At 66.1% G+C, this 12,271-nt stretch carries 12 protein-coding genes; 7 read left to right on the forward strand and 5 right to left on the reverse strand.

Features of this window, described 5'->3' with window-relative positions; translation table 11 throughout:
• Positions 1 to 85: 85 nt before the first annotated feature.
• From MMB74_RS02780 to MMB74_RS02790, 3 genes are all read right to left on the reverse strand, one after another.
• Complete coding sequence (locus MMB74_RS02780) at positions 86 to 1,819, reverse strand: ClcB-like voltage-gated chloride channel protein (protein ID WP_277427132.1); 1,734 nt, start codon at positions 1,817 to 1,819, stop codon at positions 86 to 88.
• 150 nt (positions 1,820 to 1,969) lie between these two features.
• Positions 1,970 to 2,704, reverse strand: coding sequence for a glutathione S-transferase (locus MMB74_RS02785; protein ID WP_277427051.1), 735 nt, complete (start codon positions 2,702 to 2,704; stop codon positions 1,970 to 1,972).
• An 81-nt stretch (positions 2,705 to 2,785) separates the two neighbouring features.
• Positions 2,786 to 3,874, reverse strand: coding sequence for a putative sulfate exporter family transporter (locus MMB74_RS02790; RefSeq protein WP_277427052.1), 1,089 nt, complete (start codon positions 3,872 to 3,874; stop codon positions 2,786 to 2,788).
• Between the two features lie 112 nt (positions 3,875 to 3,986).
• Here MMB74_RS02790 and MMB74_RS02795 point away from each other — a divergent pair, with 112 nt between their 5' ends.
• From MMB74_RS02795 to MMB74_RS02825, 7 genes are all read left to right on the forward strand, one after another.
• On the forward strand, positions 3,987 to 4,895 hold the full coding sequence (locus MMB74_RS02795; protein ID WP_277427053.1) for a LysR substrate-binding domain-containing protein: 909 nt from the start codon (positions 3,987 to 3,989) through the stop codon (positions 4,893 to 4,895).
• Positions 4,896 to 5,108: 213 nt separating this feature from the next.
• Positions 5,109 to 5,873, forward strand: coding sequence for a sugar phosphate isomerase/epimerase (locus tag MMB74_RS02800; protein WP_277427054.1), 765 nt, complete (start codon positions 5,109 to 5,111; stop codon positions 5,871 to 5,873).
• A gap of 67 nt (positions 5,874 to 5,940) precedes the next feature.
• Positions 5,941 to 6,900, forward strand: a complete 960-nt coding sequence (locus MMB74_RS02805) for a sugar kinase (protein ID WP_277427055.1) — start codon at positions 5,941 to 5,943, stop codon at positions 6,898 to 6,900.
• A gap of 34 nt (positions 6,901 to 6,934) precedes the next feature.
• The gene (locus MMB74_RS02810; RefSeq protein ID WP_277427056.1) at positions 6,935 to 8,230 is read left to right on the forward strand and encodes an MFS transporter; all 1,296 of its coding nucleotides are present in this window, start codon (positions 6,935 to 6,937) and stop codon (positions 8,228 to 8,230) included.
• A gap of 5 nt (positions 8,231 to 8,235) precedes the next feature.
• Positions 8,236 to 9,225, forward strand: a complete 990-nt coding sequence (locus MMB74_RS02815) for a D-glycerate dehydrogenase (RefSeq protein WP_277427057.1) — start codon at positions 8,236 to 8,238, stop codon at positions 9,223 to 9,225.
• A gap of 245 nt (positions 9,226 to 9,470) precedes the next feature.
• Complete coding sequence (locus MMB74_RS02820; RefSeq protein ID WP_277427058.1) at positions 9,471 to 10,538, forward strand: LacI family DNA-binding transcriptional regulator; 1,068 nt, start codon at positions 9,471 to 9,473, stop codon at positions 10,536 to 10,538.
• Between the two features lie 85 nt (positions 10,539 to 10,623).
• Positions 10,624 to 10,989, forward strand: a complete 366-nt coding sequence (locus MMB74_RS02825; protein WP_277427059.1) for a DUF3022 domain-containing protein — start codon at positions 10,624 to 10,626, stop codon at positions 10,987 to 10,989.
• Positions 10,990 to 11,032: 43 nt separating this feature from the next.
• Here MMB74_RS02825 and MMB74_RS02830 read toward each other — a convergent pair whose 3' ends face one another.
• Both MMB74_RS02830 and MMB74_RS02835 read right to left on the reverse strand, forming a co-directional pair.
• Positions 11,033 to 11,473 carry a PGDYG domain-containing protein gene (locus tag MMB74_RS02830; RefSeq protein ID WP_277427060.1) on the reverse strand — a complete coding sequence of 147 codons (441 nt, stop codon included), beginning with the start codon at positions 11,471 to 11,473 and terminating at the stop codon, positions 11,033 to 11,035.
• 174 nt (positions 11,474 to 11,647) lie between these two features.
• The gene (locus MMB74_RS02835) at positions 11,648 to 12,175 is read right to left on the reverse strand and encodes a Spy/CpxP family protein refolding chaperone (RefSeq protein WP_277427061.1); all 528 of its coding nucleotides are present in this window, start codon (positions 12,173 to 12,175) and stop codon (positions 11,648 to 11,650) included.
• Between the last annotated feature and the right edge of the window lie 96 nt (positions 12,176 to 12,271).

Genomic DNA, 12,271 nt, shown 5'->3' on the forward strand with positions numbered 1-12,271 from the left:
CGGCGGCCTGCTTTCATTGTAGAAAATATGTGGCGCTTTGCCATCGGCGCGTGCGCGCGTTACGCGCCGGGCGCCGGTGCGCCGGTCAGATAGAGGGATTCATCCGACGGTAGGCATCGAGCAGCGACGTTTTGTAGACGGCGCCGACGAGCGTGGGCTCCTGCGTGCTCGCGACGACGGGCAAGCGCTCTCCTTGGAACACGAGGAAGCGTTGCAACGCCAGGGCGATCGGCATATCGGGCGTGAGGACGGCGAATTCCGGTTGCAGATAATCGGCGGCGGTGCGCGCGGAAGTGTCGCGCTTCTCGAGCAGATCGGAGGTGATGTCCTTCAAGGCCACGACGCCGCGGAAATGCCCGGCGTCGTCGGTGACGTAAAGGTACTTCACGGGGTATTCGAGGAACACGCGCGTCATGTCATGCACGCTTGCGCCAAGCGGCACCACGGTATCGGCCGGTTTGACGAGCTCGCGCACCTGAGCTGCGCGCAGCCGCATCCGTTCCTGCTCGTCCGCATGGCGGCGCAGCGTGATTTCGTACATCGACGTCTTGTTGATCGCACGGGCGACGAAATACGCGACGACGCATGACAGCATCAGCGGCAGCACCACCTGATAGCTGAGCGTCATCTCGAAGATCATGAGAATCGCCATCAGCGGGGCTTGCGTCGCACCGGCCAGGAACGCGCCCATGCCCACCATCGCATAGGCGAACGCGCCCGAGGTGCCATGCGGCCAAAAGCCGTGGATCAGCAAGCCGAACAACGAGCCGAGCGTCGCGCCGACGAACAGCGTAGGCGTGAAGACGCCGCCCACGGCGCCCGAGCCCACCGTGGCCGCCGTTGCAACGATCTTGCACACGAGCACGACGACGAGCGCCGTCCAGGTCCACGGCGAATGCAGGATCGAATTGACGACGCTGTAACCGTTGCCCCACACCTCGGGTGTCCAGACCGAGACGATGCCCACGACGAGGCCGCCGAGCGCCAGGCGTAGCGGCAAGGGCAGGGGCAGGCGCTTAAAGCGCGCGCGCGATGCTTCGATCAGGTGCAGGAACTGCGGCGCGACGAAGCCGCACAGAAAGCCGAGCGCGACGAAGAGCATGACTTCGGGGCCGGCGACCGCGGGGAACTCCGGCATCTCGTACGGCGGCTTATAGCCCGAGAACTCGCGCATGACGATGTTCGCCACGACGGACGAAACGACGACGGGGCCGAAGTTTTCCATCGCGATCGAGCCCAGCACGATTTCCGTGACGAAGAACGCGCCGGCGATGGGGGCGCTGTAGGCCGAGGTGATCCCCGCGGCGGCGCCGCAGGCAACGAGCAAACGCAGACGCGGCGGATCGAAATGGACCCAGCGGCCGACGACCGAGCCGGCCAGCGCGGCCAACTGCACCATGGGCCCCTCGCGCCCGATCGAGCCGCCGCAACCGATCGTGAACAGCGACGAAACGCTGCGCCAGACGCTTTGCCACACGGGCACGACGCCATCGCCGATCGAGATCGCCTCCATGTAATCGGAGTTCGCGTGCTTATCCGCGCTGCGGCGCGCGACGACGAGAAAGCCGCCCGCAACGAGCCCGCCGGCCGCGGGCAACCAGATTCGAATGGTCCAGGGCAGCGCGCGCGCCATGGCGACGAAGCTCCCCGTGTGGCGTGTGAAGGCCCACTGGAAGGCATCGATCCCGTGGCGGAACGCGACCGTCGCAAAGGCGCCGAGCACGCCGACGACCACGGCCCACACGAGCATGGTGTGGGCCTCCGAGAGGCGAAACAGCGATTGTGCGCGGGTGCGCAGGCGAAGCAGGAATGAAAGCACGGAAAAAGCGGAGGCTTGCGGTTCGAGGGCGTCGGGACGAGCGCAAGGATAGCATCGGCTGGACTCGCTCGATGCGCGCGGCTTGCTCGATGTGCCCGCCGCGCCCTGGGCCGACGGGCTGACGCCCGGTTCGCTCTGTTGCGCCATGCACTAGTGCGCCGGGGCGTCCAGTTCGGGGTAATGCCTGAAAATGCCGGTTTCGTTGAACGGCAGCCGGCGCTCGGAAGCCACGTAGGCAGCGATGTTCGGGCGCGCAGCGACCGCCTTGCGCAGCGCGGCCAGCCGCGGATAGTGCGAGGCGAAGCGGGCGCTCGCGCGCGGAAACGCGTAATGGAGCCCCTCGATCACTTGAAACATCGACAAGTCGGCGTACGTGAGCGTGGCGCCGACGAGGTGGCGATCGCCCTGCGGGTTTTGCGCGAGCGTGCGCTCGAAATAGCGCAGGAATTTCGGCATGCGATGGGCCAGAAAATCGGCGGCGCGCGCTTTGGCCGGCGCTTTTTGCTCCTCGTAGTACTGGCCGCTCGCGATCGGATGATGAGTGTCGTGAACCTCGGTGACGAGATCGGCGATCGTGAGCTGCAGGCCATGCACCGCGTAGCGCAAGTCGTTTTCCGGCGAAAGGCCCAGCTTCGGGCCGAGGTAGAGCAAGATGTTGGCCGTTTGCGAGACGATGAGATCGCCATCCTTCAAGAACGGCGGCGCGAACGGCAGGTAGGGCTCGGCCTTGCTGTTCAACACCGCGATGAGCGCCGACTCGCCTTGCCCCGGCGCATCGGCGCCGCGCGCGATGTCGACGTACGGCGCTTGCGCCTCTTCCAGCGCAAGGCGAACGAATTCGCCGCGACCTTGCAATCCGTCCCAGTAGTAGAGCTCGTATGGCATGTTCGTCCTTTCGAAAAGGCAGCGCGTCGAGCGCCCATGGCCGCTCGACGCGCGCGTAGTTCGCTCGCTAGATCCAGAGCGTTACGCGAATAGACGCTCGACGCCCCATGTGAGGGCGAGGCCGCCGACCATGAGCCAAAGGTAAAGGATAAAGCCCGTTGCCAAGGCGCGGGGGCCGGCTTTGCGCACTTGCGCCACTTGCGTCTCGATCCCGAGCGCTGTCATCGCCATCGTCAGTGCGAACGTGTCGAGCATATTGACCGCTTGCGTCGCGGCTTGCGGCAGCACCTGAAGCGAGTTGACGAGCACGCAGGCGAGAAAGCCCAGCGCGAACCAGGGCACGGCGAGCTTGCGCGCCGCGGGCGCGGCACCGTGCTTGCCGCCCGCCGTTGCGGGCGCGGCGCGGCGGGGCGCCCGGGCGAGCCACACGCCGAGCACGAGCAACACGGGCACGAGCAGCATCACGCGGGTCATTTTCACGATCGTGGCGATGTGCGTCGCTTCGGGGCTGACGTTGCTCGCGGCGCCGACCACTTGCGCCACCTCATGGATCGTGCCGCCGAAAAAGAGGCCTACGCCGAGCGTGTCGAGATGCAGCCAACCGGCGCGGTACATCAGCGGATAAAGGAACATGGACAAGGTGCCGAACAATACGACGCTGCCCACTGCGACCGCGCTTTTTTCCGGCTTCGATTGCAGCGTGGATTCGAACGCCAGCACGGCGGCCGCGCCGCAGATCGCGCTGCCGGCTGCGTTGAGGATGGCCGTGTCGCGGTCGAGCTTCATCAGTTTCATGCCCAGCCACGTGCCGAAGATCAACGTGCTCACGACAACACCGATCGACACGGTCAGCCCGGCAAGCCCGACTTGCGCGATTTCTTGCAAGCTCACGCGAAGGCCGAAGAAAGCGACGGCGATGCGCAGCAGCTTGCGTGCGGAGAAGTTGACGCCGGCCGCCCAGTGGGCGGGCATGCCGGCGCGCAGCGTGTTGCCGTAGACGGCGCCCGCGGCGATGCCGACGATGAGCGGGCTGATGCCGAGCGCCGCGATAGCGGGCAACGCCGCGAGCCGCGTGACCGCCGCGGCGAACAGCGCGACGAACAAAATACCGTTGAGTTGGCCGTGCGGTTCGATCCGCGCCGGCGCCGATAGGGTGGGAGAGCTGGACATCGTCTTGCCTCTTTGCGGCGTTTTTGATGGGCTAATCCTATCTGGGAGATAAGCTTATGAAAAATCGTCATTTGTGACGTAACATATCGGCAGAGCCGATACATTTCTCGCCATGACCCCTGATCAACTGATAACGTTCGCCGCCGTCGCCGAACAGCTGAACATCAGCCGCGCCGCGCTCGCTTTGCATTTGTCGCAACCGGCGGTCTCAGGACAGCTTCGGCAACTGCAGGACGAGTTCGGGGAGCCGCTCTATCGGCGCGACGGGCGGGGCGTGCAGCTCACGCCGAGCGGCGCGCAGCTCGCCGACTACGCCGCGAAGCTGCGCGACACGTTCCGCCAAGCCCAGGCCTATCGCGATGCACTTCGCGGCGTGGCGAAAGGCACCTTGCGCATCGCCGCGAGCACGACCATCGCGAGCTATGTGCTGCCGTATCTGATTGCCGAGTTCCAACGCCGCTTTCCGCAGGTGGAAGTTCAGACGGCAGGGGGCAACACCGGCGAGATCGTGGCCTCGCTTGCGTCGCTGGACGTGGCGATGATCGAGGGGCCGGTGGGTTCGGGCTTGCCCGAAGGAACGGGCGTGCGGAGCTGGCGCGAGGATGAAATCGTCGCGATCGCGCCACGGGGCCATGCGCTGGCGGTCGAAGCGGCGCAGCGCGGGACGGCTCCGACGCTCGCGCAGGTGGGCGCCTATCCCCTCGTCATGCGCGAGGAGGGCTCGGGCGTGAGACAGTTCGTCGAGCAGTCGTTCGAGGCTGCGGGCGTCGCGCCGCGCGTGGCGCTCGCGGTAGCCGGCGTGGAAGGGGTGAAAGAAGCCGTGCGCGCCGGGATGGGGGTGGGCTTCATCTCGGCGATGGCGATGCGGCACGAGGATGGCGCGCTCGCTGCGCTTTCGCTCGGGCCCGCTCCGCTGACACGCCATTTTTCGATTTTGGTTCCACACGAAGGCGCTCCTTCGCGGGTCGCTACCGGTTTTTTGGCGTTGTGCGAAAGCGAGCCGCCCGTCGGGGCGCGGTAACCGGCGTGGGGCCACGGGCGAGCGCACGGTCGCCGCGACGCGCACGGCTGGTGTAGTCGGGGCAGGCCGCGTGTAGGGATTTCCATGATGGCGCGGTCGCGGACCGGCAGTGCAAGATCCAGGCTGATCGAGCGGTTCGCTCGTTTTTTTGGAATTTTGTTGGAACCGGTTCCATTTGTCTTTTCATCTTTTCATACGGACCAAACGCGGACTATGACTGAAGTTGCAATCGTGGCGAACGCGTTTGGCGCGCAGGCGGTGCGTCTTCGGGGCCACGACGCGTGGATCGATCTCGCCGCGCGGGCGGGGGCGACGGGCTTCGAGGTGCGACGCGAGCTTTTCGCCGATGAGGCCGATGCGTCGCCCGAGGCGTTGCGCGCGCTTGGTGCCGACATCGCCGCCCGTGGGTTGTGGGCGGTTTATTCGACGCCCTGCGAACTGTATGGTGATGACGGGGCGCTCGACGCGGCGGCGTTGTCCAAGGCGCACGCGCAGGCGGATGCGCTCGGTGCACGCTGGGTGAAGCTGCAATTGGGGGGCTTTCGCGGCCAAGCGCATGCGGGCGCGATCGCTGGCGTGACCGGTGGACGCAGGGCGCGGCTCGTCGTCGAGAACGGACAAAGCGAGCGCAGCGGTGCGATGGCTCAGTTCGTCGATTTGTTTGCGGCGCTCGAGCGCGAAGGCGCCCCGCGGCTGCTCGGGATGACGTTCGACATCGGCAATTGGTCGTGGGCCGGTCAAGCGCCGCTCGATGCGGCCCGCGCGCTGGCGAGCCACGTCGAGTACGTCCATTGCAAATCGTCGCAAGGCGAGGGCGCGAGGCGGTTTCCGATCGCTCCGTCGATCGACGATCCGCTGTTCGCTGCCGTATTCGGGATGTTGCCGCGCACCGCGCCGCGTGCGATCGAGTTTCCGCTCGACCCGAGCCGCGCAGCCGGCGACGCACGGAACTGGGTCGCATGGCTCGCGGCGGCGTGAGACGCGGCACGCGTGGTTACTTGGCAAGCGGCCGGTTGAGCCGCTTTATCGACACTTGGAGGCATCGATGTCTATTTCGCTCGACGTTTTGACCTACGGAGAGGCCATGGCGCTTTTCGTCGCCGACGAAACGGGGCCGCTCGAGTCCGTTGAGCATTTTACGAGGCGGATCGCGGGCGCGGACCTGAACGTGGCCATCGGCTTGTCGCGGCTCGGCTTCGGCGTGGGCTACCTGAGCCGCGTCGGCGCCGACGCATTCGGGCGTTACGTGCTCGCCACGCTAGCGAGCGAGGGCATCGACGCGAGTCACGTGAGCGTCGACCCGCGCTATCCGACCGGGTTCCAGATGAAAGGCAAGCAAACCGATGGGCGCGACCCGGCCGTCGAGTACTTCCGCAAGGGATCCGCCGCGAGTCACCTGTCGCTCGACGATTTCGACGCCGCATACGTGGGCGCGGCTCGCCATCTGCATTTGACCGGCGTTGCGCCTGCGATCTCGGCCACCTCGCGAGAATTGGCGTTTCGCCTCGCCGAGTCGATGCGCGAGCAGGGCAAGACGATCTCGTTCGATCCCAATTTGCGCCCGACGCTGTGGCCGTCGCGCGAGACGATGGCTGCCACGCTCAACGCGCTGGCGGCGCTCTCGGACTGGGTGTTGCCCGGGCTAGGCGAAGGCGTCGCACTCACCGGCTACGACACGCCCGAGGACATCGCGCGGTTCTACCTCGACCAGGGATCGCGCGGCGTGATCGTCAAGCTCGGCGCGCAGGGCGCTTATTTCCGCACCGCGGACGAATCCGGTTACGTCGCCGCGCAGCCTGTCGGCAACGTCGTCGATACGGTGGGCGCGGGCGATGGCTTCGCCGTGGGCGTCGTCAGCGCCTTGCTGGAAGGCCGCGATTGGCTGACGGCCGTGACCCGCGGCAATCGAATCGGCGCGCTCGCGATTCAGGTGATCGGCGATTCCGAGGGCTTGCCCACGCGCGCCGAGCTCGAACGCATCGAAACTTCCGCTGCATCCGTCTAACCCCTTTCCAACGCGGCCCATGGAGGAGACAACCATGCCCACGACCACGACGCTGTCACCGCGGCGCTGGTGGACGATCATGCCGATCGTTTTCATCACTTACAGTCTTGCCTATCTCGACCGCGCGAATTTCGGATTCGCATCGGCGGCCGGCATCACCAAAGATCTCGGCATCAGCCCCGCTTTATCGTCGCTGATCGGCGCGCTGTTCTTTCTCGGCTACTTCTTCTTTCAGATCCCCGGGGCCGTCTACGCGGAACGGCGCAGCGTGCGCCGGCTCGTCTTCGTCAGCCTCGTGCTCTGGGGCGGCTGCGCGGCGCTCACCGGGATCGTGAGCAATGTTGCGTCGCTGATCGTCATCCGGTTTCTGCTGGGGGTGGTCGAAGCCGCCGTCATGCCGGCCATGCTGATCTTCATCAGCAATTGGTTCACCAAGCGGGAACGCTCGCGCGCCAATACGTTCTTGATCCTCGGCAATCCCGTCACGGTGCTGTGGATGTCGGTCGTCTCGGGCTACCTCGTGCATTCGTTCGGCTGGCGCCAAATGTTCATCGCGGAAGGCGTGCCGGCGATCGTCTGGGCGTTTTGCTGGTGGTTCGTCGCGCGCGACAAGCCGCGTGACGTCGCCTGGCTCGACCAAGCCGAGAAGCAAGCGCTCGCGGATACGCTCGCCGCCGAGCAGGCAGCGATCAAACCCGTGCGCAACTATGCCGAAGCGTTCCGCTCGCCGGCCGTCGTGATGCTGTGCGCGCAGTATTTCTGCTGGAGCATCGGCGTCTACGGCTTCGTGCTCTGGCTGCCCTCGATCCTCAAAAACGGCTCGACGCTCGGCATGGTTGCAACCGGGTGGTTGTCGGCGTTGCCTTATCTCATGGCGACCATCGCGATGCTCGTCGCGTCGTGGGCGTCCGATAAGCTCAACACGCGCAAAGCGTTCGTGTGGCCTTTCCTGCTCGTCGGGGCCATCGCATTCGCCGTGTCGTACACGCTCGGCTCGACACATTTCTGGTGGTCGTACGCGTTGCTCGTCGTGGCAGGCGCCGCGATGTATGCGCCTTACGGACCGTTTTTCGCCATCGTGCCGGAGTTGCTGCCGAAGAACGTCGCGGGCGGCGCGATGGCGCTCATCAATAGCATGGGCGCGCTCGGCTCGTTCGTCGGCTCTTACGTCGTCGGCTATCTGAACGGCACGACCGGCTCCCCGGCCGCCTCGTACGCCTTCATGAGCGCGGCGCTCGTGGCCGCCGTCTTGCTGACCCTGGCCGTCAAGGCGCAGAGCGCGAGCGACGTGCTGCTCGCGGGCACGCGAGCCCATGCGCACGGAAAGTGAATTCGATGACGCCTAAAATCGTCGTGTACAAAACGTTGCCCGAAGACGTGCTCGATTACCTGCGCGAGCACGCGCAGGTCGTCGTCGTGGACAGTGCACGCGGCGGGTCCCATCAAGCGCTGGCCGACGCGCTCGGCGAAGCGCTCGTCGATGCGGACGGCGCGATCGGCGCGAGCGTCAAGGTCACGCCAGCCATGATCGCGCGCGCAACGCGGCTCAAGGCAGTCTCGACGATCTCGGTGGGGGTCGACAATTTCGACCTCGACGATCTGACGCGCCGCGGCATCGTGCTCGCCCATACGCCGGACGTGCTGACGGAGTCGACCGCCGATACGGTGTTCGCGCTGGTGCTATCGACGGCGCGGCGCGTGGTCGAACTGGCCGAGTGGGTGCGGGCGGGACATTGGCGCGGGAGCATCGGACCCGCCCAATACGGCGTCGATGTCCACGGCAAGACGATCGGCATCGTCGGGCTCGGACGCATCGGCGGCGCACTGGCCCGCCGCGCCGCGCTCGGCTTCGGCATGCGCGTGATCTACACGAATCGGCATATCAACGAGGCAGCCGAGCGCGCGTACGGGGCGCGACGGGTCGAATTGGACGAGTTGCTCGCGCAAGCGGATTTCGTTTGCCTGCAAGCGCCGCTCACGCCGCAAACGCGTCATCTGATCGGTGCAGCGCAGTTGAGCGCCATGAAACGCAGCGCGATTCTGATCAATGCGTCGCGCGGGGCCATCGTCGACGAAGCGGCGCTAATCGAAGCACTCGCGAACGGCACGATCGCCGGGGCAGGCCTCGACGTCTTCGAGCGCGAACCGCTTGGCGCCGATTCGCCGCTGCTTGCTATGCGCAACGTCGTGGCGCTACCGCACATCGGTTCGGCCACTCACGAGACGCGTCATGCCATGGCCCGCTGCGCAGCCGAAAACCTCGTAGCCGCTTTGGCTGGAAGGCTCCGTCTAAACGTTGCCAACCCCGAGGTTTTGGCGCGCTAGGGGACGCGCTGCCGCGTAAAATCGAGCGCATGCAGCCCCGGTACCGGCCCGTAGCGTCGACACGAGTGGCCGGGCGTATCGCCGTGCGCTATGATGCCGCCACTGGAAGTTTCGTAAAGCGCGCCGCGGCGCGCTTTTGTCTATGCGCCAGCGTGCGGCGCGGGGCGCGGCCCTTCGCCTTCGAACAGGAGATCGTTCTTGATTCACGCCATTGATGGCGCGCGCTCGGCGCGCGCCGCCACCCGATGAGCATCGGCCCTCTGGGCACGGTGCGCCGTGCGACGATCAGCGATGTCGCGCGCGAGGCCGGTACCGGCAAGACGAGCGTGTCGCGCTATCTGAACGGGGAAACCAACGTTCTCTCGTCGGACTTGCGCGCGCGCATCGAAGCGGCGATCAAACGGCTCGACTATCGGCCGAACCAAATGGCCCGCGGGTTGAAGCGAGGCCGCAACCGGCTTATCGGATTGCTCGTGGCCGATCTGACGAACCCGTACACCGTCGGCGTGGCGCGCGGCGTCGAGGCCGCTTGTCATGCGCTCGGGCTGATGCCGCTCGTGTGCAACGCCGCCAACGAAGTCGAGATGGAGCGGCGCTATTTGCAGCTGATGACGACCTATCGCGTCGAAGGCGTGATCGTCAATGCGCTTGGCGTCAAGGAAGAGACGCTGCGCCCGCTCGGCGAGGGCGGCACCCCGGCGGTGCTCGTCGACCGGACGATCGACGGGCTCACGGCGGACATGGTGGGACTGGACAACGGCGAAGCCGTCCGGCTCGGCATGCGTCATTTGCTCGAGCAGGGCTTCGACGACATCCGGTTCATCGTGCAGCCTTTCGAGCACGTGAGTTCGCGGCGCTTGCGCGAGGCCGCGTTTAGCGCGGCGCTCGAGCAAGGGCGAGGCGCGGCTTCGCTGCGCGGCGAGACGATCGTGCTCGACCTGAATGACGCGCACGCGCTTGCGCGCACCCACGAGGCGCTCGATCGGCACTTGGAGGAAGCGTCGAAGGCGGGCGGCCGCCGCGTCGCGTACTTCGCCGCCAACGGGCCGGTCGCGCTTTCGCTGGCATTGCATCTGCATACCCGCTATGGTTCGCATTGGCAGGAACGCGTGGCGCTCTTGTCGATCGACGACTCCGAATGGGCCGAGCTCATCGGGGTGAGCGCCATTCGACAACCCACCTACGACATCGGTTATCGCGCCGTGGAGTTTCTGCACGAACGCATCGAGGGCGCGGCGCTACCCGCCCGCGAAGCGATGTTGCAGGGGGAACTCGTCGCGCGCCGCTCGACGGTGTGGCGCGAGGACGATTGACGGCACACGTTCGTACCTGACCTGCACCCGGTTCGCGCCGGCGCGCCGCCGAACCGGCCCGCTCGACTTACGCATTGACCTCACGATGGAACCTTACCGATTCGAATGCACTAGCGGGGACGTGGAGACGCTCGCCCGAGTGGTCAGCGATTTGTTTCCCGAGCAGACGGTATTCGCCGAGCGCGCGGACGATGCCGGGACGCCTTCTTTAGCGGTTCAGTGGGTTGCGATGCGCTTCGGTGCGACGGCGCGTCGCATGACGCTGGCGATCACCTTCGCCGCCGCTGCGTTCGCTCGCTACCGTGCGTTGCCGCCGCGCGCGCAAGCGCGCAGCTATGCCGTGTTGCGTGCCTACGTGGAAGCGGCGCTCGGTTCGCTCGAGGAGCAATACGCCGCAGGCGAAACCGTTGCACGCGAGGTGACGATCGAGCTAGGCGACGAGTTCGCCTAAGCGCGCGGCCGTGCCCGGATACGGGCGCTCCTGCGTGCGGCGGTCAATGAGGCTCGGCGGCGCGATAGACCTGCGCGAACCGGTCGGCGCGCACCACGCCGTAATCGCCGGGCGCATACTGCAAGACCCAATCGCCGGCCGCACCGTTCAGCACGTCCCCGGCGGCGCGGCGCGGAATCGAGAATGGCGCGTCCATGCGCTTGGCGAGCACGACGGCGGGGCGATTGCGGTACCGCCCGGGCGCACCGTGGGCCAAGGCGGTTTCGGCCGGGACGTATTTCGCGTCGAAGCGGCTGCGTTCGACGACCCATCGCGCAGCGCCCGTGCCCGTGATCAGCGCGTCGCCGGGTTCGTAGCGGTTCGCACCTTCGAGGCTCATCAGTTCGCCACTCGCGGACGCGAATTCGACCGCGACGATTTCATCTTTCACATATCGCCCTGCGGCGGGATCGTCGCGCAAATCGATGTCATTCAATTCGATCATGGGAATTCAGCCAAATGCCAAGAAGGCGTGAGCGTAGCGGGAAACCGCGTGGCGCGCACGCCTTTCGTTCGGCTAACGGCCGTGTGGCCTAGGCGGGTCCGATTGGCGCTGATTTGGCCTTGCGAACGTGCCGTGGGCTCGTTCGCGGGCATCGCACGCTTGCGCGCACCCCGATCAGGGCTTGGCGGGCGCGCCCGATTTGCTGCGGCGACCATCGCGGTTGCGGCCGCGCTCGTGCTGACGGAACGTCGTATCGGCAAGCTTCTTCTGCTCGGGCGACATGCTGTCGTAGAGCGGCTCGAAGGCGTCAACGAGCTGCTTCATGTCGTCGGCGTGCGCTTGGGCGAGCAGGGCGTATTGCTTCATGTTGTCGAGCGCGGATTGGCTTGCCTCGGCCTGCATGCGCTGACGGTACAGCCGGCCCATGTTTTGGCCGTTCGCGCGCATCACTTCGGCGAAGGCTTTCCACTGCGTCTCTTGCGCCGGGGTGATCTTGAGCTGGGTGCGCAGATACGCGATGCGTTCCTCGACACGGGCCTCGCGTTTAGCCGCGTGCGCATCGGCGGCGGGGCCGCTGGACGCGCTTGGCTGCGCGGCGGAAGCGGCCGCGGGCGTCGAAGCTTGAGCAAATACGCTGCTCGATCCGAGCCCTACGCCGGTGACGAGGGCGCAAGTGAGAATGGCGATCGTTGTTCGTTTCATAGAACCTCCTGCAGTCGTGTGGGTATAGCGGGAACCGGCCATGCTTGCTGCATGTGCACGGATCTGGCGGCAGTTGTACCACCGCTCGAACCGTCT

It is taken from the genome of Trinickia sp. Y13, from assembly GCF_029522115.1.
In the GTDB taxonomy this organism is placed as follows: Bacteria; Pseudomonadota; Gammaproteobacteria; order Burkholderiales; family Burkholderiaceae; genus Trinickia.